Source organism: Pedobacter hartonius, from assembly GCF_900107535.1.
In the GTDB taxonomy this organism is placed as follows: Bacteria; Bacteroidota; Bacteroidia; order Sphingobacteriales; family Sphingobacteriaceae; genus Pedobacter; species Pedobacter hartonius.
Genome location: NZ_FNRA01000014.1, coordinates 87,936 through 109,654, shown reverse-complemented (window position 1 = coordinate 109,654; position 21,719 = coordinate 87,936). Strand labels below are relative to the sequence as shown.

Genomic DNA, 21,719 nt, shown 5'->3' with positions numbered 1-21,719 from the left:
TATTTGGTGCATGGATACGTCTGATCTGAAATTATATATGCTGTTACTTGGTTCAAAAGCACCTCAAAGAAATGTAGAGCAGCACGATTATTTTTTTGCTGCAGCAAGCTCACTGAAAGAGCTTATACCGGAAATCATAGCCTTCTGGCCGGAGGCAGGTAGCAGTATCCATATAGACGGATGGCGCGAGGTAAATATGGTTGACGGTTACCAGGTCCGCGTGCTTTTAAAAGCGGATCCCGCGGTGCCTTCAGTCAAAAGCCTGTTCTTTATCAATTTGGGCGGTTACCAGGAAAATAAACTGGAAGAACAGCATTATGTTGTTTTAACTGTGCAGGACGACCGTGTACAGGCAGTACAGGCGGCCAAGAAAACGGTGTTTTTCGAAACCAATTCGATTATGGGAGCCAATTCCCATATTGACGAAAAATATGGGATTGATGTAGATGATATCTATAGGATCGATGAAATACTGAGTTCTATACAGAAGGAAAAATACAAGATTATGATTACTCCAGCTGCAGATCTGCCTGCAGACCAGGTTCAGCTTGGATATTTTAAATTAGATAAGTTATAGAATGAAGTTCAGGTTTACACTTCGGCGGTAATAAATTAAGCGCGAAAGTACCTGATCGGTTACTTCATTTGCTGTAATGAGTATAGTAGCTGTATTATCGTATTCATCTTTTAATGGCTGAAATACATAATTAAAGTAGATTTCCCTCTTTGCCTGTCTATGAGAGCATATCGCCAGGGATTCATTGCCATAATAGGCTTCGCCAGTAGTAAATACATGATCAAATGTTTTTAAAACAGACTCATTTCCGGTATTCAGCACTACACTGCCCATAGGTGTGCTAATCACACTATGATCTTTGTTCCAGATCTCAAGCATCATATCATTGATCAAGTTTGCGGCCTGTGATATCGATACAGGAGGCAATGAAACCGGCAAATGACTGGTCGGAACGGAAACGTGGCGGAGCTGTGGCCAGCTGCTCATTTATTTCCTGTTCTTTAAGATATAATTGTTCCTGCACCTGCGTCTTCAGCAGGGCTTCACGGTTAATGATCTGTTCTGTTACATCTATTGCAGTATGTAGTAGACAGATGGTCTTTACCTTCTGCATCTTAATTGCGCGGTATTCAAAGTTAAAATAGAATGTTTTTATCAGTCCGTCCACTTCCAGATCCGCCGCGGTATCAGAACCTGATAAAGTTAAGCCTTCACGCCAAACCCTGGCAAACATTTCAATAAAATATTCATGCCAAAGTTTAAAGAACCTGAATATTTTGGAAAACAAACCTGTGTGTTGTGCAGAAAGCCAAAAACTCATTGCCCGTAATTATTTTCGATAATAAGCGGGGTATTATTTATCTTTTTTATATAATGTATAGTGCTAAGACTGGCGTTTCGTTTCCATCGGGATAACCCAGGTATCACATTCGCAAATTACACATGATTGTTCTCCTGCTGGCACTGAGCAGAGACGGCCGCAATTGTAGCAGGCCACAGTACTGTTATCAGTTAATTGGCTTTCCAGCATATGTGGGAAAATGGTCAGCCCGGGTCTTACCTTCTCTTCTGAAAAATATAGCACACTGAACTCACCCGATGTTTCGATCAGCACAGTTTGCACCTGCCCCAGATGTTCTACGTTCAATAAGCGAAGTTCTGCAAAAAAATCATCTCTCGATAGGGAAGAATTTTTAAAGGCATCAAGGATGATTTCCCCGTCACGGAGAAGATAAGTAGCCTTACCCTCCAGAAGCCGTTCAAGCCAGGTAAACTTATCAGTTAGTTTGGTAATACCGATATAGAGCAGAATAATAACAAGAAACACAGTAATTGCTGACAGTAAACCTACATCCTCATAGAACATGGGATCTCCAGCAGCCGAACCCAGGCCGATGATCAATACCAGTTCAAAGATGGAAAGTTGTTTGATGCCGCGTTTGCCGGATGCACGCAGGGTAATCAGGATGATGATAAACATGATAACCAGGTGATATTTGGATTGCCCGGCGATTCGTCGGCAGTGCTGAACTGTTTCTATGAATACATATTGCCTGCAATCGAAAAACTCAACAATTATAAAGCTGTATTGAAAAATAAAGTGTCCTGAAAAAACTGGTAGCTATTGCCACCAGTTTTTCTTAACCAAGCTGTTTGTTGTTTTCCTGGATGCAATCTTCAATAAATTTTGCGATCAGACTGAGCATGTTCAGTACCTGCTCTACACTTGTCACCTGGTAAAGATTAATGACAACGTCTGAAAAATCTTCCTTGAATTTATTGAACATCCCTTTAATCAGTTTCTCGCTGTCCCTCCCGGAAATGTTTAATCTACGCTGTAAACCCTCATGGTTTGCTATCCAGGCGAGGGTGAGCAGCTGTTGCCTGATGTTGTCAGCATTGAAGGTTTGGTCTGCCGGGTCTTCCAGCCAAACCATGATGGTACTGAAAGCAGACCTGTTCAGTTTCTTCACTTTTACTTTGTAATTATCCATAAAATTTAGCCAATAAAAACTCTCTTTATCCTTGGTTTAGCCAATTAAAATTATGGATTTTTATCCTTAAAAAACAAAGGTTATTTTTACCGTATCGTGTCCGTGCAGCCTGCTGAGCAGATAAATTTCACTTTTTATTGCTCTAAACCTATTTAGCATTATGATAAATTTTTTTATTTTTTTTCATACCAGCAGTAAGGTTTTTGAAAAATGAACAAACTGAATTCAAAATATGGATAACGATCCATATAAGGCATCAAAAAAAATATCTTCTTTAGGATCAATGAAGGAAGGTAGTAAAAAGAGGCGTAACGAAAAGGGTATCACTGCTCTGGGGAACAATATAAGAAAATACAGAAAGCTAAGGGGCTTAACAATCAGCCAGCTGGCGAATCAGATGGATGTGGATTATAGTCAGATCAGCAGGATGGAACTGGGAACAGTAAATACAAATATCTCCATGATATTTGCCGTTGCAGATGTGCTGGAAATTAAAGCCGCTCAGCTTTTGGAAGATGATGATACAAGCTGGCCGTTTTCTCTGTTATAATTTTTGCCAGTTTGCACACCATCAACGCTCGCTTAATTGTCTATAATAGATATTTTATCTGAAGAATCATCTACATAGGCAACTATCGTTTCCAGCATATAGGGCATTACAATTTTACTCATTCCATTTGATGCGTAAACCTTAAATTCTTTTTCAAATTTTTCACCCAGCGGGATGTCCCGGATGAAATAGGTGTGTTCCATGTTGTTCTTGTCCAGGTACTTAAATGCAAAGCAGGTGTAAATGTGTTTTAACCCGGCGCATTTGGATTTTATCTTATAGAAGATACTGTCCTTGTTCGTATAGGAATAACTGACATATATTTTTCCGCCGTTCATTTTGGTAACAGCGATTGGGGTTGTCCATGTTTTTTGCTGCTGCGCCGATGCGTTAATGCTTAATAGCAGCATGCCTGACAGCAGAAGGATTGAAAATGCGATTTTTTTTATCATTATCTATTATTTATATGATCAGAATGAACCCGGATAGGTTGATGATAAAATTAGGATGATCTGTCAGGCTCTGCAATACCCAATAGTGGTGAAAGCGTAAGTAGAAGCCATGAGGGGGAGGAGATGCACTCAGTGCCAACAAAAAGGGAGCATCCAGCGGATACTCCCAAATTGCTTTTCACAGATAGACTCTTTACCTAAACAGGAAGTGTGCCACAATTCCTAAATAAGATATGAATCTTCAATTTTACTTCTATAAATACTGCTTTTGACTATTTTTAGCACAGGTGGGCACCTAAATCCGGGTGCGGGTGTTCAGTCGCTATGTTTATGTTGTAGCTTTTTGAAGACGGGCAGTCAGACGATCAGCTTTGCAACTTTTTCGAGCAGGTCATCCATATCAAATGGTTTGGCCAGGAAATCATCGGCACCGCTTTCCAGTGCGGATTCCCTGATCTCCCTGCTGGCGGAGATCATCAGCACGGGGATGTTCAGGGTTGCCGGATCTGCCTTCAGTCTGCGGCAGATATCGCGGCCATCGAATCCGGACATCCATATATCCAGCAGGAGCAGGTCTGGCCTGTCGAGCAATGCTGTTTGTACGGTGGCGCCGTTAAGCGTATGCCTGACCTGGTAGCCTACCATTTCCAGCATCATTGACGTCGCATCTACGATAGCCTCGTCATCATCGGCGATAAATATTTTTTTACTTTCCATTTTTTGTTGCTTCATGATCATTGGAGGGGTAAGGCAAAACAAAATGTAGAACCTTTGCCTTCCACGGAATTTACCCAAATCCTTCCGTTTAAATGTTTTACGATCTCTGACGAGATGTACAGACCTAAGCCGAGGCCGGGAAAGGTGTGTTCCCTGGAACCGCTCACGCGGTAAAATTGTTCAAATATCCGGTCCTGCTGGTCTCTTCTGATACCTATCCCAAAATCCTGTACACACAGCTGTACTTCATTCTCATTTCGTTCTGTGTAAATGATAATTCTGCTAGCATCAGGCGAATATTTTATGGCATTGGTCAGCAGGTTGGTGATGACCTGGAAAATGCGCTCGCGGTCACCTGTGACTTCTCCTTCAAAGCGGAGTTCCTTTTGGATCTTATGTTTCAGTGAAGTACGCTGCACTTCTTCAATTACGTCTTCAACCATCTGGTTAAAGTTAAAGGGCGAAATGACGAACTGTAAGCGCCCGGTGTTGATCTTGGTTACTTCCAGCAGATCACCGATCAGGTTATTTAACCTGTTGATCTGGTTATCCATTTTCCCCAGCAGCTCCGCATTTTTTGTGTCGCCTGCGCGCCTGAACATCATTTCCATTACCTGTGCGTAGGCTTTTATACTGGTGACAGGTGTCTTTAATTCGTGACTGGCTACACCCAGGAAGTTATCCTTTTGCCGTTCCAGTTCTTTATGATCGGTAATGTCGATATTTGATCCATACCATTTGATGATATTGTCATTATCATCCTTCAACGCAATCGCACGCACCATCCACCAGCGATAATCTCCGTATTTATCAAGCATGCGGAACTCAATCCTGAAGGGATCGCTTGTTTTTAAACATTCGTGCCATGCTGCCCGGGTACGGGCAGCATCGTCAGGGTGCAGGATCTCTGTCCAGCCATCTCCAAGGGCCTTACTGATTGAAATAGGGCTTCGTTCATACCAGCGCTGGTTAATATAGTCGAACTGTCCCCGCGGGTTGCTTGTCCATACCACTACCGGAACGGAATTGGCCAGGAACTCTAATTCTCTGATGGCAATGTGAAGTTGTGTGTTTTTAAAGTCAATCACTTTGCCGGCCTTTAACTCGGGGCGCAGGTCCCGTGCAATACCCGCAATGGCGATAGGCGTATCGGTAATATCCTCGCGGATGATAAATAACTGTTTATGAATAGGGATGATCTCACCTGTCTGCTGATGTACAAGCTCCAAGGGACCAGACCATTTGCCTTTGCTGAGCAACTGCGGCATGATAACATCGCTGATGGCAATTACAGACGCCTCTGAATGATAATCATAGAGATTGCTGGAGCTCATCCTGCTTTTATCCATGCCGATGAGTTTAAGCCCTGCATCATTCAGGTAAATTGTATTTCCGCTGATGTCGCAATAATTGATAAAATCTTCGCTGATATCGACAATCATGCCCAAGCGCTGTAATTCGGCTTTTGCTTTTATCTCCGGGCGCAGGTCGCGTGCGGTAGCTCCTCTGCCGATGACCTTTCCTGTTTCCACATCCTTGATGAGGATATAGTTTACCTGGCATGGGATCTCTTCTTTGGTAATGCGGTTCATTAACCTGATCACGCCCTGCCATCCGGTGCGTTCATGGATTTGCCGAATCAGGTTTTCCTGTACCCTTTTAAGTTCAGAGGGTGTGTAGAAATCATTTGCACTGAGCGTAGTGATATCCATGTCAGGATCAATGCCCAGTATTTTCTTTCCGGCATCATTGATATAGATCAGGTTGCCTTCCATATCAGCTACTGACATATGGTCAACATTATGTTCTACCAGGCAGAGCAGCCGCTGCTCACGCGTGCGGGTTTTCACTTCCTCAGAAATGTCCTGTGCAGTACCTGCAAACCGGTAGGCTATTTTCTTCTCATTAAAATAGGCTTTGCCTTTGCAATGCAGCCAGCGTATTTGCTGATGATCCTGGCTGACCGTCCGGTAGCGGATATCGTAATGTCCTTCGTTTCCCGGCGTGATCGCTTTTTCCACTGCTTTTCTTACAAAAGACTCATCATCAGGGTGTATACAGTTCAGCACCTCCTGGTAAGTCACATTGCCGTCTTTGGCGAAACCAAACAGTTCACGGCAGCGGGCATCCCATTTTATGGTATTGTTGAGCGGGGCCAGGTCCCAGGTGCCGATCCCGGCGGAAGAAAGTGCAAAGGCGAGATGTTCTTCTGTCTCCGCAATCTTTTGCCGCGCCAGCACCAGTTCTGTAATGTCAGTCTGGGTATGTATAATCCCTGTTGGAACCCCAGCCCCGTTTTTTATCGCTTTAATGGTAATACTGAAGTAAAAAGACCGGATTTGATGATCTATGAGTAAATCTGTCTTTTCCTCCCGGGCATGGTAAGTGGTCCCGCTTGTGTATACCTGCCGTACCAGTTCAACCAAATGTTGTGATGAGGGGACGGGCAAGGCTTCAGCTATCGGTTTTCCAATAACTGAAGCATCTTTTCCCCAAAAGTTCAGCATAAGATCGTTAGCCGCACTGATCTCAATGTCTGCTCCGACATAAATTGCGGCAGGCGTAGGAGAGGCCTCAACCAGCGACTTAAAAAGTTCATGCTCTGAATTTGAGATTGTCATAGATATCTTATGAGAGTACTAAGATATAATTTTTGTTAAGGTTTAGAAAATTTCTACTTCGATGTGATTAATTATATGGTTTCTAATGCCTGTTTAAAATCCTGCAGCAGATCTTCCTCGTCTTCTATGCCTACTGATAACCGTACCATAGAGTCCGGAATACCCATTTCAGCGCGTCTTTCTGCACCCAGTTCAAAAAATATGGTATGGGCAACAGGAATGGCTAAGGTCCTGGTATCCCCAAGATTACTGGATTTAATCACAAGTTTCAACCGGTTAAGGAAGGCAAAGCAGTCAACGCCGTCGTTGAGCGCAAAACTCATCAGGCCGCCGAAGCGGTGGAAAATTGTAGCAGCCAACTGATGCTCCGGGTGGCTTTCCAGACCAGGGTAGTATACTTTGCTCACCATAGGGTGCGCCTCCAGCAAACGGGCCAGTGCGAGTGCATTATTACATGCTCTTTCCAAGCGGAGCGCAATTGTTTCTGAGCCTACGGAAATGCTGTGTGCTGCTTCCGGAGAAAGGGTACCGCCGGCATCACGCAGACCTCTTTTCCTGATCTGGGTAATACCCAGCATTTCGGGACGGATCTGTTCGCGAAGTATCGCGGCAATATTTGGGAATTTGTCCCAGTTATATAAACCAGTATCCGTTACACTTCCGCCCAGCGCATTCCCGTGGCCTCCAATATATTTGGTGAGTGAATTGATCACCAGGCTGGCTTTTACAGTAACGGGACGGAAGATATAAGGGGAGGTCATGGTGTTGTCTACCACATATATAATTCCCTTTTCTTCGCAGAAATCGCCAATAGGGCCAAGATCTGCCACCTGTGTTGCAGGATTGGCTATGGTTTCTACAAATACCATTTTCGTATTTTCCTGATAAGCATTCCTGAACTCCTGTACGGAGGTAGCATCTACATAAGTGACATTGAGGCCCATATCTGTATAGGTTTGCAGTACACTGCGGGTATTTCCAAAAAGGTAGGAACTGGCAATAATATGATCACCTGCTTTCAGCAAAGCAAGCAGGGTAGCAGAAATTGCGGCCATACCGGTTGAAAAAGCAACTGTAGCCATTCCATGCTCCATTTGTGTAACCTTATGTTCCAGTGCGGTTACCGTTGGATTTCCCTGACGGGAATAGGCGTAACCTTTGGCCTTATTTTGAAATACGTTAACCAGTCCCTGTACATCGTCATAACCCCAGGTCACAGCGGTATGTATTGGCTGGTGTAAAGCACCAAATTCAGGTTTTAGAAGACGATCAGAGTGTAATATAGTAGTTGTAAATCCTTTTTTGTCGTTCATTTCTTTTCATTTTAACAGCGAAGGCAAACTTGCGGCTTTTATTTGAAAATAAAAAACCGTTTAAACTGATCAATTACAGTATTTACTATATTTTTTGATTTGGTTGGCGGGGGTACTCAGGTCGGATTGCATAGATAAATTGACAACCGAAAACAATTTATGGGAGGTATTGGATTTAATTGTTATCTTATCAACAGTTATATATGTTTTAGTATAAAGTAAAACGTTTAAGTAAAACCCTTTTTCAGGATTTTCAGTATATATAGCTATTATTAAGCTAACCAAATATTCAAAACGCCCGATAATTCCTTGAATTATGTTTGAAAAAGGATTTGAAGATTTAAGTGTGATTGACCGGTTTTTGGATCTTAAGGTCAATCACCAGGAAGAGATGCAGGAAATTGTCCAGCTGGCATCTGAACTTTGCGATGCACCGATTGCGCTGATTACGCTGATGAATAAAAACATTCAGTATATCAAATTTAAGGTGGGTACTACGCTGGAGCAGCTGGCCAGTAATGAAACATTTTGTCAGTATTTCAGGGAGGGAGAGGAAGTAATGATCGTTGAGGATGCACTGCAGGATGACCGGTTTTCAAATAATAAACTTGTTGTTGAATCAATGGTGAGGTTTTATGCAGGTGCTCCGTTGAGGACCCATGACGGGCTTTATGTGGGAAGCCTTTGCGTCGCCGGAACGGAGCCCAGAAATTTATCGCCCGCTCAGAAGCACCTTTTGAAGGTACTTGCCAAGCGTGTGATCCAGATCATGGAACTGGGGCTGAGCCTGGACATCTTAAAGAAACAATTTCTGCAGGCTAAAAACTCGGAGATCAAACTGCGTTCTTTTTTTGAAAGTGCCGGGAGCTGTCATTTACTGATCGGTAAAAATCTGGAGGTGATAGCCTTTAATAAAAATATGGCCTATTTTATTGATAAGCTGTTCCAGGTGAAAGTTTTTGCAGGCCAGTCTGTAAAGCACATTCTGAAGGGGGATATGCTGAAAAATTTCATTTCTGAATATCATAAAGCGTTGAGGGGTGATTCGGTAAATTATGAACGGGAAGTGACCTTTAACGAAGATATTATGTGGTGGTCAGTTACTTTAGACCCAGGTTATAACTCTGAAGGGCAGATCATCGGTATTTCCTATACTGCAACCAATATCACGGAGAAAAAGGTCCACCAGCAGCAGATTCTTGAGCAAAACGAGTGCCTGATGCAGATCGCACATATACAGTCGCACGAACTCCGTAGACCCGTAGCCTCCATCCTTGGACTCGTTGAGTTATTTAAGGCGAATAACTACACTTCTGATCCGCATGAGCTGATCATGCTTGGCAGGGCCGCGAAAGAACTGGATGAGAAGATACGGGCTATCGTCGCTTTAACAGAATAGGGTAAGCTGGCTTCATAATTTATTCTGTTTTTTGTCGTTGAATTAATAGGTAACCCTCATCAAAAATAATTTATTATTAAGCTATGACATGGTCTCCATATTTGTCTGTCTTTTTCGCCGGTACGTTTTTTGCCAATTTGGTTCCTCACTTTGTAAACGGGATCTCCGGAAATAAGTTTCCTACCCCTTTTCCAAACCACGGGGAGTAGGGCTTTCCTCATCAACCACCAATGTGCTGTGGGCCCTGTTTAATGTTTTTATAGGCCTGGTATTGTTAAAATCGTTAAGCCTGCTTGAATCGCTTTATTTACAGGGGTTCTTTTTTGCAGGGGCAGCGTTCATGAGTATATTCCTGAGCGTCCATTTCAGAAGTAAGCACAAAGAGTAGCCTGTTCTGTTTGCACATTTCATAAAATTAGCATTTTGATTTGGGAATTCATTCAGTACTTTTAGCGTTCTGAACTGAAAATATGAAACAACCTATCTTATGTATTGCGCTCTGTGGCTTGTTGCTGTCTTTGAACAGCTCTGCTCAAAACAAGCCCTTAACCGGCATCTATCAGCCTTCCGAAGCTTTTTCACCCAATTTCTACACCCAGCGGGGTGATGAGTTCCGCACTGCCGAAGGAAGGCCAGGTCCTAAATACTGGCAAAATCATGCCGATTACCAGATCAGCGCCACGATAGACACCCTTGCGAATACACTGACTGCAACAGAAAATATAACCTATACCAACAATAGCCCGAATGTGCTGAGCTCCCTGTGGCTGCAGGTTGACCAGCAAATCTATAAAAAAGATGCACGATCAAAATTTACCGCGGGATCATATAGTTTTGACGGTACAACTGACGGAAACCACTTCAAATCCGTACAGATCATGGTCAACGGGAAAAAACAGGCGGCAGACTATGTCATCACTGATACCAGGATGCAGATCCGCTTACCGGAGGCTCTGGCAGCAGCCGGAGGCAAAATCAACGTGTTGATTGTATACGCATATACCGTACCGGGCGCTTTTGGCAACCGTACAGATTTTGCAGGAACAAAAAACGGAAAGATCTTTGAAATTGCCCAGTGGTATCCAAGAATGTGTGTGTACGATGATTCGCGTGGATGGGATACACTGCCCTTTTTAGGAGCTGGCGAATTTTATCTTGAATATGGAGACTTTGACTATAAGATCACTGTGCCCTGGGATATGATCGTTGCCGGATCCGGCGAGCTACAAAATCCTAAGGAAGTACTAACCGCATTGCAGAACAAACGACTGGAAGCTGCACGCAACAGCGATAAAACGATCATGATCAGGACCGCCGCAGAGCTGAACGACCCAACGTCAAGACCTGTTCAAAAAGGTCAGCTCACCTGGCACTTCGTGATGAAGAATACGCGTGATGTGGCCTTTGGTGCGTCCAGAGCTTATATCTGGGATGCCGCGAGGATTAACCTTCCAGAAGGAAAAAAATCCCTGGCGATGTCTGTTTACCCGATAGAAAGCGCTGGGGATGCTGCCTGGGGTAGGTCAACTGAATACCTGAAAGGATCTATAGAACATTTCTCCGCTAAATGGTTCAGTTATCCTTATCCAGTAGCCGTCAATGAAGCCGGTGTTGCTGGAGGGATGGAATACCCGGGAATACTTTTTGACGGGATCAATGACAAAGGAAAGGAACTGTTCTGGGTGACGGCACACGAAATTGGCCATAACTGGTTCCCGATGATCGTTGGATCAGACGAGCGCAGGTATCCCTGGATGGATGAAGGGTTTAATACCTTTATTGATGTATACGCTTCTGATGAGTTTAACAAAGGCGAATATGCGCCAAAAAGGGATAGCGAATATGCAGAAAAACAGGGAAACCCTGCCGATGAGATCATTCCTTTTATCACAGATCCCGAAGCGCCGGTGATCATGACCGCCGCAGACGCTATCTCTGAAAAATACAGGCACGCCTATGCCTATTTTAAACCCGCTTTTGGAATGATCCTGCTGCGGGAACAGATCCTTGGCCCGGAGCGTTTTGACTACGCCTTCCGCCAGTATATTGCAGACTGGTCTTACAAACATCCAACGCCGTACGATTTTTTCCATGCGATGGAAAACGGGGCTGGTGATGATCTTTCCTGGTTCTGGAAAGGCTGGTTCTATCACAACTGGAAGCTTGACCAGGCAGTCCTTGATGTAAGTTATACCGGCAACGGAGACAAAAGAACGGTACAGGTAAAGGTGGCTAATCTGGAGAAAATGGTCATGCCGGTAAAGGTGGAAGTTACTTTTGCTGATGACAGCAAATATACGCAGGTGCTGCCTGTAGAAACCTGGCTGATCAATAAGACCTATACCCTGAAAATCGCATCCGGGAAAAAAGTGAAATCAGTTGTCTTGGACCCTGAGCAAAAACTGCCGGATGTGAACCGTAAGAATAACGTGTTTAAGCCAGTTTAGGTAGTCTGAAAACAGGGGCGGGGATGGTAAAGAAAAAAGTACATCCCTGCCCTTTAATACTGTCAACCCAGATTTTCCCGCCATGATCACTAATGATCTTGGAACAGATAAAAAGGCCCATTCCGAGGCCGTTGAATGCTTTTGTTACGTCCTGTACGCGGTAGAACTTCTCAAATACTTTTAGCAATTCTTCTTCAGACATACCTATTCCTTCATCCCTAACAGAGATCAGCAGGTCTCCATTGCTGAGGAACCTTGTATTTAGCCAGATGTATTGTCCGCCCGGTGAGTATTTCGCTGCATTTCCTACAATATTCATAAAAACCTGCTCCATCCTTAGCTTATCTATGTTCACGGGGCGGCTGTCGTCCAGTGAGATGATCAGCTCATGAGACGGAACCAACTGCCGGATGAGGTCAGCCATGTCATTGAGATACATATTAAAATCTACCAGTTCAATATTGTAGTCTGCTATTCCTTTTTCTATTCTTGAGATATCAAGCAGTTGCAGGATCATCGTTTGAAGCTTTAACGACTGTGCATCTACTTTTTTAAGATGTGCCAGGGTTTCAGGGCTGCATTCAGATCTTAATGCCATTTGGGTATAGGCCCTTAGAATGGTCAGGGGTGTTTTTAATTCATGGCCGGCAACGGAGAGAAATTCATTTTTCTGCTCATTTAAATACTCTGCCTGCCTTAAGGCCATTTCAGATTGCTCATTGATCTGGAACAGCTTGACGTTGTGTTGCCTCACTTCCTCATAGGGCGTATTGGGTTCAACAAGTTCAAAATAGCTTTTAATAGCGATCAATTTTTCTTTACTGATCTTTGAGGAGCGGGGTATATTCAGCTTCAGTTCTATTAAGCCCCTCGAATTTGATATGGAATGGTTAAATACAGGGACAAGCTTTTTTGCGTATTGCAGTCCCTCCCTGAGGGAATCAATGCCTTCGCTTTCCCTGTAGGTGATCACTGCTGCGAGATCATAGCGGTCTGCACTTCCCTGAACTTCTATTTTTACCAGTCCTTCATGGGTTTTGTCAATGATATCCCTGCAGACTTCTGATACGGCAGTTGCAAATGCTGTCTGGGTAGACATGGAAAGGCCAAGCAATTCTGCTGCCTTGATGGACTTTTTATAGGCCAGCGTAAGGTCCATCTCATTTTCAAGTGCTACCTGTACAATCTCCATTATCTTAAATTTATTTTCGCCATGACTACAGACATATCATCTGTCTGCCTGGCAAATTCCTTGTAAATAGCGGCAGCCTGTATACTGAGGTCGCAGCGGTTAATGCCGGCAAATTTGCTCCATTCCCAGCGGGCTTTGATGCCATCAGAACATAGTGTTACCTGGTGATAGCTATCGATGGATACTTCCTGATCGTTGATCGTATTTGGAATATTCAGCCCGATGATCCCATTGTGTGACATCAGGTTCTTGATATCCAGAAAGTTGGACATCCTTGTGGTGATATTCCCTACGCCGGCTACTCTCCATGCTTTCTTTTCAAAGTCGTACACTACTACCGTGCCCACCATCCCGCGTGTTCCGCGGATAGACTGGTGGATATATTTTATCATATCTGACGGGGAGTGGTAGGGGCAGGAGCGAAACGCATGAACGGCTTCATTCACAGCATGGTTAGCTTCCTCGCCGTGTCCCAGGCCGTCAGCCACAAGAAGTTTAAAATATTGTTCTGTGATTTTGTAATAAGAACCGTCACCGCTTTTCTTTTGTCCGGGCATGGCTATCACCAGCGGTCGGACGTCCAGTCTTGCGGCAGCTTCAGATTTGGTGGCGATATTATTTTTATAAATGCGGCTCAGTACAACGGTACCCCATTCTTTCATGGAATAAATATCAAATTTGTCGGACAGCCTTTTTATACTGCCCAAGCCCATTCCAAGGGTATTACTGGTGGATACGCCATCTTCCATCATTTTCTGTGGAGATACCATTCCGGGACCATTGTCTATACTGATCAGCTCGATATAATGGTTATCTCCGTCTCTGAATGAGCCGGCCAGTATCTCGCCGTCCACGGCATACTTATGCAGATTGGAAGTCATTTCTGAAACCACCAGATCCAGATCAGCCAGCCGTTTTTTATCAAAGCCGGCTTCTTCCGCTTTTCGGCGGATTTCTTTTTTTATAATAGAAAAATAGCTTCTGTCGTTCGCTGTAAAACGAGTATGTGTTGCATCAACCATTTGCCCATTTAATTATGGTAATTGTAGTACCTGTACCAGGAATACTTTTAATATCAAATTCATTAACGAGCCTTTTAGTCCCGGGCAAGCCAAGTCCAAGGCTTTTTCCTGTCGAGAATCCGTCCTGCATTGCCTGTGGGATATCCGCGATTCCGGGACCTTCATCCTTAAAAGTGACGCGCACGCCACTCTGTGGTCCTCTGGAAACAATTTCTATGATTGTGAGTCCGCCGTTTGCGTATTTGAGCATGTTTCTGACCATTTCGCTGGCCGCAGTGATCAGTTTGGTTTGATTGACCAATCCCATCTTTATCCTTTCCGCATACTCCTTTACCTCGTTCCTGAAGGGAACCACGTCCTGGTCTTTAAACACCATCATGGTGCCTCTAGTCAAAGGAATGATCTCCATCTTCTTGCTGGGTTCCATTGAAATCCATCATTGATTTTAACAGGTACATGCCTTTTTCCATATTCAGCGCTGTATAAACTCCGTTTAGCGGTAAGCCAAGTTCAACCAGCGTGATGGCCACTGCCGGCTGCATGCCTACCACAACGGTTTGCGCATCCAGTAACCTGGACATGCTTGCGATATTCCCCAGGATCCTGCCCATAAAGGAATCTACAATGCTCAGTGCTGAAATATCAATTAAAACACCCTTTGAAGCAGTTTTTTCAACCATCTTCACCAAGTCTTCCTCCAGGTTTAATGCCAGGCGGTCATACAAGTCTATCTGTATAGTCACCAGAAGGAACGGCCCCATTTTTAAAATAGGAATTCTCTCCATTAAATTATTGATTAGTTACCCCCGCTGCCTCTAAAGCTGTTTTTCTGACTTCGAGGCGTAATGATTTAAATGCATATTGTAAGGCACTCGCTAAAGTTGCCTTTGTGATCACCTGTGACAGGTCTATTCCAAGATGTACAATCGTTTGTGCAATCTCGGGTCTGATACCGCTGATGATACAATCGGCTCCCATTAAGCGGGTTGCGCTCACTGCTTTGAGCAGATTCTGTGCAACCAGCGAATCTACTGTTGGTACGCCGGAAATATCAAGTATGGCAATACCGCTACCTGTTTTTACGATTTCCTGCAGCAGGTTTTCCATCACTACCTGGGTACGTGCGCTGTCGAGCGTACCGATGATCGGAAGAGCCAGGATACCATCCCATACTTTAATTACGGGAGTGGAGATATCAGTGATCTCGTCTGTCTGGCGCATGATCAGCTCTTCGCGGCCTTTGATGAAAGTCTCAAAAGTCAGGATAGTAAAGTTGTCCAGCAGGCGGCTTAGTTTTAAGCTCTCTTCAAAAACTTCATTTACATTTGAATTTTCCTTTTTTAGGATTTCCAGTAAAGCTTCTTTCAGGCTCAAGATGAAAGACCCGGTTTCGCGGGGGCTAAATCCTTGTCGTGCCCTCGAAATAGAGATGCCGCCAAGCAATTCGGTCAACTGGTCAAAATCAGGTGACTGACTATCGTTGATACTGTTTTCGTTGAGGTTATTCACCAATGCATTAACGAGTTCTTCTGATTGTTTTCTTAACTCCTGATTGGTCATCAGATCTTCGGTGATCACTGAAGATGCCAGTTGGTTTTTCATCCATAATTCAAGGATCTCACCTTTATTACTTTTGAGCGTTTTGATAATGTTTTCAAACATCGTAAAATATTTTTATTATAATGTAATGATAGCTATAAAAACGCGTTAAATCCCATATTTGACCGTTTATATTTTGTTTTTAATAAATAATGGCTGCGTTAAATTTAATCGTTATGAATTTTAGATTAAATATACCCGCCCAAACCTACCAGTGCTATGACCAGTTTACGGGTAGGGCGTGCTGAGCAAAAGGCGAGTGAATTCAATGCCGGGCTTAGCGCCAGCGTGCCTAAACCATAGGATAAGGTTTTAAGGAAGGCTCTTCTGTGATACGGATTGTTGGTTTTCATAAGAGTTATATTTGGTGATATCTTGATATAAAGATAAAAATTGATAAATTATAATTATCGGACTTATTAATGTATAAACCTTAATAAGGTCATTATTTAAACTGATTAACCTCCGTTGTAATGTCAGATTATTGTTGTAATTATAAATTTGGATGTTTAGGTTAAATTGTTAAATTTGATTTTACCAAATATTCCCTTATTATGCCTAAACGTCTGCCAGACTTAGCTGACCTGATCAGTCGTATCACCTTATACGATAGTGAAAGCGCATATCAGCAATTGTTTAAATTTCTTTTCCCTTCATTATACAGATTTTGCTATTGTTTATTAAGGTCCAGAGAGCTTGCGGAAGAAACCGCCAATGATGTCATGATCACCCTCTGGAGAAACAGGCAAAGACTGATGGACATTCAGAATATTAGCGTATACGCTTTTGTGATTGCGCGTAATTTGTCGCTGAATACCTTAAACAGGCATTCCAGACGGGAACTGGTATCCCTGGATGATATTCATGTGGATATCGCGCTGGACACACTGGATCCCGAACAGATCCTGATCAATGAAGAACTTAAGAGGAAACTCGAACAAGCCACAGCAACATTACCGAACCGTTGTAAACTGGTTTTTAAGCTGATCAAAGAAGATGGGTTGAGCTACCGGGAAACGGCAGATATCCTGAATATATCTGTTAAAACGGTTGATGCCCACCTCGTAACGGCGGTTAAACGGTTAACTGCCATTCTAAAAGCCGAGTTTAAACTAATGTAAGTTTTTATTTTTCAAAAAGGACTAGGGAGTTTTCCGCTAAATGTTGTCCTACACTTACAAACCAATATAAACTTTAGTACGGCTGTGATGGATAGCAATAAAATCATAGAATTATTAGCCCGTAAGATGGCTGGTGAAGCTACTGCAACTGAACTGGAACAGTTGAACGAGCTGATGGCCGGGTATCCTGATACGGTCTATTATGAAGAAATCCTGAAGGAGATCTGGCAAACATCCGCGCAGAACAACGAGCAATTGCCGCTGGATGAACTTTACCTGCGCCATCAGTTTAGATATTATGTTGATTTTGCTGCTCCTGCTGAAAGACCTGTCAGCAAGACCTATGATCCTTTCGAAAAGCTGCTGGCAGGTGCCGCGGGAATCCTCGTCATTTTACTGATCTGCTTTGCCTGGTGGTATATCACTGACGGGGATGGTGTGAAAACCAGGATCGTTGCGGGAAAAGGCATCCGTAAAAAACTTATGTTGCCGGATGGTACCCTTGTTTGGCTGAATGCCGGGAGCCAGCTTTCCTATTCATCCGATTTAAATAAAAAGAAGATCCGCAGGGTATACCTTACCGGTGAGGCTTTTTTTGATGTGTCGCACCGTTCCAACCGGCCTTTCATTGTACGTACTGACAAAATCTCCGTAAAAGTGCTTGGAACAGCGTTTAATATTCAGGCTTATCCCAGGGAGCACACTGCTGAGGCTACCCTGCTGCGCGGTTCAATAGAGCTTTCTGTCAATGACAGGTCCGGACAAAAAGTGATTCTAAGTCCTTCAGAGAAATTTGCTTTTACAACAGGCCGGCACAGTCGCTCCGGGAAAAAAGACTACGTAAGGAATCCCAGGGACATCAGGATGATGATCGATCATGTGGTTCCTGTAAAGATAGGGCAGAAAGAGTATATTGAAGAAACCTCCTGGAAAGATGACAGGCTGGTTTTTAAAAATGAATCGCTTGAAGAATTAAAACCCAGGCTTGAACGCTGGTTCAACGTGCAGATCCACCTGGAATCTGATTTGCCATCAAAATACAGGTTTACCGGTGTATTTACGAAAGAGAGTATTACAGAAGCTTTGACAGCGATGCAGTTAATTAAACCATTCACCTTTAAACTAAAAGCACATGACGTGATCATCTACTAAAAAAGGGGAGAATGCGACCAACATTCTTCCCCTTTTAACCTTCAAACGGCAGTAAAACTGCCACAATCAGATTTCTAAACTTTGAAAAGAACAAATCTATGAAAAAAACGGGACTGTACAATAATGTTCTATGCGTCCGATTTTCCAAAAAAAAAATACTTTTAATGTTAAACTGGATCTTCGTGTTGTCATTTATCGGTTGTCTTCAGGTTACTGCGGCCAGCTATTCCCAATCCAGGAAAGTTAATCTTGAATTCCGGCAGGTAAGTTTGAAGAACGCCCTGATGATCCTGGAGAGTAAGGGTAAATTTCGTTTGTTATATAGTGAAGAAGATGTTCCGGTATATAAGAGTATTACCTTAATCAACAATGATATACTTGTTTCTGATGCATTAGATCTGCTGCTGATGGATACAGGGCTGAAGTTTCTGTCGCTCGAAGGTGATCTGGTCGTGATCAGGCCGGCAAATATACCCGCAGATGATATGCTGAAAGGACAGGTTACCGACGCCAAAGGGCAGCCGCTTCCTGGAGTAAGTGTTAAACTGAAGAACACGCCCATTGCAACCAGTACTGATGCAGGCGGCCGGTTCAAACTGAAGGTTCCTGAGAACGGCACGCTGGTATTCTCCTTCCTGGGATATGTAACACAGGAGATCACAGTGGGCGGACAGGCAGTGATCAATGTAAGGCTGGTGGAAAACAGCCAGGCGCTCTCAGAGATTGTGGTAGTGGGTTACGGAACCCAGAAGAAGGCTGTGGTTTCAGGAGCAGTGACCTCTGTTAAAGGGACGGATCTGGCTAAAACACCTACCGCTAACCTTTCCAACTCGCTGGCGGGCAGACTGCCCGGCGTTACTGCCGTGCAGACCAGTGGAGAGCCCGGTGCTGACGGCTCTACGATCCGGATCAGGGGAGTGAACTCGCTGGGGAATAACAATGCGCTGATCGTTATTGATGGAGTGCCAAACCGCGCCGGCGGACTGGAAAGGATCAACCCGAATGATGTGGAAAGCGTATCAGTGCTGAAAGATGCTTCTGCTGCAATATATGGGTCACGTGCTGCTAATGGAGTGATCCTCATTACCACCAAGCAGGGCAAATTCGGCAAGCCACAGCTTTCCTATGAATTCAGTTATGGCCTGCAGCAACCTACAAGGACACCAAAGCTGGCCAGCTCCCCGCAATATGCAGAGATCCTGAATGAACTGAATATATTTGGGGCAGACCTGCCTACCAATCAATGGGCAGCAGCATGGCAAGCCTTTAATACTAATGGTTCTTATACGAGGCCCGATAACGGCAATGTCCTTTCGGCTGCTTACCGCCCGGATGAGCTGCAGAAATTCCGGGACGGATCAGACCCCCTGCGTTACCCCAACACGGACTGGTTTGGAACAACACTTAAAACCTGGTCGCCACAGAAAAAGCATAATCTGCAGATCAATGGCGGTGCTGAAAGTATCAAATACCTGATATCGCTGGGCTATCTGGATCAGGATGGTTATTACGAACACTCCGCCACGGGTTATCAGCAGTACGACCTCCGGATCAACCTGGAAACCAACATCAATAAATATGTAACGGCGACGCTGGGCATTACCGGCAGGGAAGAGGTGCGTAACTATCCAACGGTGGCAGCGGCAGATATCTTCAGGATGCTGACGCGGGGGAAACCTACGGAGCCTGAGGTATGGCCCAACGGACTCCCCGGCCCCGATATAGAATATGGGTTTAATCCGTATGTGATCACAACAGACCTGACTGGGTATAACCGTGACAGGAGGGACTATTTCCAGTCAACCGGCAAGATAGAGATCAAAGTACCCGGTGTGGATGGGCTGAAGTTAACCGGTACAGCTGCAGTGGATAAGTTTTCCGGCAGACAGAAGATCTGGCAAACGCCATGGACGCTGTACTACTGGGATAAAAAAAGTTTTGAAGCCGATGGCGTAACGCCGGTGCTTACCGGATCTGTACGTTCACAGCGTACAGATGCCAGTTTATCTGAAACGGCAGGGGAGCAGCTGGCCGTAAACTTAACAGGCTTAATTAATTATGACAGAAAGATCGGGGAGCATAACCTTGCGCTGATGGCCGGTGTGACACGTGAAAAGGTAGATAACGATGCCTTCGCCGCTTCAAGGAGATATTTTCTTTCCACTGCCCTGCAGGAGCTGCTGGCCGGAAGCGATAAGGAACAAACGATCACCAATCCGGCAACGGAACCGTACAGCCTGTTTAGAAGGGCTCGCCTAAGCTACTTTGGCAGAGCGGGATATAACTATAAGGAAAAGTACCTGGCAGAGTTCCTCTGGCGGGTTGACGGATCTTATATTTTTCCGGAGAATAAGCGTTTTGGATTTTTCCCAGGTGTATCAGCCGGCTGGCGAATCTCTGAAGAACCATTCTTTAAAGCGCATGTCAGTTTTGTAGATAATTTAAAACTAAGGGCCTCCTGGGGACAGCTGGGGGCGGAGGCCTACTTCGGCGATGCCCTTGCAGAGTATCAATACCTCAGTACGATAGGTTTTGGGAATTATGTGACCAACAATCAGCAAACCCAGACCTTACATGAGAACAGAGTGCCCAATCTGTCTTTTGGCTGGGAAGTAGCCAATAACTCGAACGTTGGTCTGGACGCCTCTTTCCTCGGCAACCGGCTGAACCTGGAGTTTGATTATTTCTATAATAAACGGACCAAGATCCTGATCAGTCGTGCGAATTCTATTCCGGGAAGTTCAGGTATAACCGATAAGCTCCCGCCGGTGAATCTTGGAAAAGTGAACAACAAGGGTTTTGAGTTTAAAGTAGGATATAGTGATAAGGTGGGTGGACTGAACTATAGCGTAAGCGTGAATGGTGGATATGCGAAAAACAAGATCATCTTCTGGGACGAAACTCCGGGGGCTCCTGAATGGCAGCGCTCTACGGGAATGCCTACGGGCACACAACTGGTGTATGAGTACGCAGGTGTGTTCCGGGACCAGGCAGAGATTGATGCGAATACGATTGACTATAGTGCTTTTGCGGCAAGGCTGCTGCCCGGAGATATGAAATTCAGGGATGTAAACGGCGATGGCAAGATCAACGGAGATGACCAGGTAAGGCTGGACAGAACAAATACACCCACATTTACAGGTGGCTTTAACTTGAGCCTGCAGTATAAGAATTTCGACTTCTCTGCCCTGATACAGGGTGCAACAGGAGGGGTACAGAGTGTAGGGCTGACAGAATCAGGTGATATCGGCAACTTTCTGGAGTGGTCTTACAAAAACAGGTGGACCATTGACAAGCCAAGCTCGGAATTTCCCCGCCTGTCCAATCGCGGACAAACCTATTTTACCGATCTGAACATTGCCGGGAACAATACCTACTGGATAAGGAGTAACAACTACGTGCGCGTGAAGAATGTGGAACTTGGTTATACACTGCCGGGCGATATCTGTAAAAAGATAGGTTTATCGGCCCTGAGGGTATATGTAAATGGGCTGAACCTGTTCACCTTTGATAAGATCAAGATCTGGGACCCTGAGTCTACCAATTCAAGTGCGCAGTATTATCCTCAGTCAAGAGTTCTCAACTCTGGCATTAAAGCTACTTTTTAATCATGTATTCCATCT

The 21,719-nt window shown here is 44.3% G+C and carries 21 protein-coding genes; 7 read left to right on the top strand and 14 right to left on the bottom strand.

The annotated features are described in order from the left end of the window. Positions 1 to 10 precede the first annotated feature (10 nt). Positions 11 to 577: a DUF1543 domain-containing protein gene (locus tag BLW16_RS20305; protein WP_090559711.1), complete on the top strand. Its 567-nt coding sequence runs from the start codon at positions 11 to 13 to the stop codon at positions 575 to 577. Here BLW16_RS20305 and BLW16_RS20300 read toward each other — a convergent pair. The 4 genes from BLW16_RS20300 to BLW16_RS20285 form a co-directional block, all read right to left on the bottom strand. Then, a complete protein-coding gene (locus BLW16_RS20300) occupies positions 572 to 898 on the bottom strand; it encodes a hypothetical protein (protein ID WP_139298370.1) in 327 nt (108 codons plus the stop codon). The two genes, BLW16_RS20305 and BLW16_RS20300, sit on opposite strands and share 6 nt — an antisense overlap. Position 899: 1 nt before the next feature. Further along, positions 900 to 1,337 (bottom strand): hypothetical protein, encoded by a 438-nt coding sequence (locus tag BLW16_RS20295; RefSeq protein WP_090559709.1) that lies wholly within the window; start codon positions 1,335 to 1,337, stop codon positions 900 to 902. Between the two features lie 63 nt (positions 1,338 to 1,400). Next, positions 1,401 to 1,997 (bottom strand): DUF421 domain-containing protein, encoded by a 597-nt coding sequence (locus BLW16_RS20290; protein WP_090559708.1) that lies wholly within the window; start codon positions 1,995 to 1,997, stop codon positions 1,401 to 1,403. Positions 1,998 to 2,157: 160 nt separating this feature from the next. Next, complete coding sequence (locus BLW16_RS20285) at positions 2,158 to 2,511, bottom strand: hypothetical protein (RefSeq protein WP_090559707.1); 354 nt, start codon at positions 2,509 to 2,511, stop codon at positions 2,158 to 2,160. Positions 2,512 to 2,743: 232 nt separating this feature from the next. Between BLW16_RS20285 and BLW16_RS20280 the strand changes: the two genes are divergently transcribed. Then, entirely contained in the window at positions 2,744 to 3,061 is a 318-nt protein-coding gene (locus BLW16_RS20280) for a helix-turn-helix domain-containing protein (protein WP_090559706.1), read from the top strand. A 32-nt stretch (positions 3,062 to 3,093) separates the two neighbouring features. On the opposite strand, the gene BLW16_RS20275 is transcribed toward BLW16_RS20280, so the two are convergent. From BLW16_RS20275 to BLW16_RS20260, 4 genes are all read right to left on the bottom strand, one after another. Further along, complete coding sequence (locus tag BLW16_RS20275) at positions 3,094 to 3,513, bottom strand: hypothetical protein (protein ID WP_139298369.1); 420 nt, start codon at positions 3,511 to 3,513, stop codon at positions 3,094 to 3,096. 357 nt (positions 3,514 to 3,870) lie between these two features. Further along, positions 3,871 to 4,245 carry a response regulator gene (locus BLW16_RS20270; protein ID WP_245735402.1) on the bottom strand — a complete coding sequence of 125 codons (375 nt, stop codon included), beginning with the start codon at positions 4,243 to 4,245 and terminating at the stop codon, positions 3,871 to 3,873. A 2-nt stretch (positions 4,246 to 4,247) separates the two neighbouring features. After that, complete coding sequence (locus BLW16_RS20265; protein WP_090559704.1) at positions 4,248 to 6,851, bottom strand: PAS domain S-box protein; 2,604 nt, start codon at positions 6,849 to 6,851, stop codon at positions 4,248 to 4,250. Between the two features lie 71 nt (positions 6,852 to 6,922). After that, positions 6,923 to 8,164 carry a cystathionine gamma-synthase family protein gene (locus BLW16_RS20260; protein ID WP_090559703.1) on the bottom strand — a complete coding sequence of 414 codons (1,242 nt, stop codon included), beginning with the start codon at positions 8,162 to 8,164 and terminating at the stop codon, positions 6,923 to 6,925. 316 nt (positions 8,165 to 8,480) lie between these two features. Between BLW16_RS20260 and BLW16_RS20255 the strand changes: the two genes are divergently transcribed. Together BLW16_RS20255 and BLW16_RS20245 are read left to right on the top strand one after the other, a co-directional pair. Next, complete coding sequence (locus tag BLW16_RS20255; protein ID WP_090559702.1) at positions 8,481 to 9,563, top strand: GAF domain-containing protein; 1,083 nt, start codon at positions 8,481 to 8,483, stop codon at positions 9,561 to 9,563. A gap of 470 nt (positions 9,564 to 10,033) precedes the next feature. After that, positions 10,034 to 12,010, top strand: a complete 1,977-nt coding sequence (locus BLW16_RS20245; RefSeq protein WP_090559701.1) for a M1 family metallopeptidase — start codon at positions 10,034 to 10,036, stop codon at positions 12,008 to 12,010. On the opposite strand, the gene BLW16_RS20240 is transcribed toward BLW16_RS20245, so the two are convergent. The 6 genes from BLW16_RS20240 to BLW16_RS23350 all read right to left on the bottom strand — a co-directional run bounded on the left by BLW16_RS20240 (position 11,997) and on the right by BLW16_RS23350 (position 16,176). Continuing rightward, positions 11,997 to 13,202 carry an ATP-binding protein gene (locus BLW16_RS20240; RefSeq protein WP_090559700.1) on the bottom strand — a complete coding sequence of 402 codons (1,206 nt, stop codon included), beginning with the start codon at positions 13,200 to 13,202 and terminating at the stop codon, positions 11,997 to 11,999. The two genes, BLW16_RS20245 and BLW16_RS20240, sit on opposite strands and share 14 nt — an antisense overlap. Beyond that, positions 13,202 to 14,224 carry an ATP-binding SpoIIE family protein phosphatase gene (locus BLW16_RS20235; RefSeq protein ID WP_090559699.1) on the bottom strand — a complete coding sequence of 341 codons (1,023 nt, stop codon included), beginning with the start codon at positions 14,222 to 14,224 and terminating at the stop codon, positions 13,202 to 13,204. The genes BLW16_RS20240 and BLW16_RS20235 overlap by 1 nt, the downstream gene beginning before the upstream one ends. Then, a complete protein-coding gene (locus BLW16_RS20230; protein ID WP_245735401.1) occupies positions 14,217 to 14,651 on the bottom strand; it encodes an anti-sigma regulatory factor in 435 nt (144 codons plus the stop codon). The genes BLW16_RS20235 and BLW16_RS20230 overlap by 8 nt, the downstream gene beginning before the upstream one ends. Continuing rightward, positions 14,611 to 15,009: an STAS domain-containing protein gene (locus BLW16_RS20225; RefSeq protein ID WP_090559698.1), complete on the bottom strand. Its 399-nt coding sequence runs from the start codon at positions 15,007 to 15,009 to the stop codon at positions 14,611 to 14,613. Before BLW16_RS20225 ends, BLW16_RS20230 begins: the two co-directional genes overlap by 41 nt. A gap of 4 nt (positions 15,010 to 15,013) precedes the next feature. After that, a complete protein-coding gene (locus tag BLW16_RS20220) occupies positions 15,014 to 15,886 on the bottom strand; it encodes an STAS domain-containing protein (protein WP_090559697.1) in 873 nt (290 codons plus the stop codon). 125 nt (positions 15,887 to 16,011) lie between these two features. Next, positions 16,012 to 16,176, bottom strand: a complete 165-nt coding sequence (locus tag BLW16_RS23350; RefSeq protein WP_175470657.1) for a hypothetical protein — start codon at positions 16,174 to 16,176, stop codon at positions 16,012 to 16,014. A 201-nt stretch (positions 16,177 to 16,377) separates the two neighbouring features. On the opposite strand from BLW16_RS23350, the gene BLW16_RS20215 reads away from it, so the two are divergent. From BLW16_RS20215 to BLW16_RS20205, 3 genes are all read left to right on the top strand, one after another. Continuing rightward, the gene (locus BLW16_RS20215) at positions 16,378 to 16,944 is read left to right on the top strand and encodes an RNA polymerase sigma factor (RefSeq protein WP_090559696.1); all 567 of its coding nucleotides are present in this window, start codon (positions 16,378 to 16,380) and stop codon (positions 16,942 to 16,944) included. An 87-nt stretch (positions 16,945 to 17,031) separates the two neighbouring features. Continuing rightward, positions 17,032 to 18,096, top strand: coding sequence for a FecR family protein (locus tag BLW16_RS20210; protein ID WP_090559695.1), 1,065 nt, complete (start codon positions 17,032 to 17,034; stop codon positions 18,094 to 18,096). A 164-nt stretch (positions 18,097 to 18,260) separates the two neighbouring features. Continuing rightward, complete coding sequence (locus tag BLW16_RS20205) at positions 18,261 to 21,704, top strand: SusC/RagA family TonB-linked outer membrane protein (RefSeq protein ID WP_245735400.1); 3,444 nt, start codon at positions 18,261 to 18,263, stop codon at positions 21,702 to 21,704. Positions 21,705 to 21,719 lie beyond the last annotated feature (15 nt).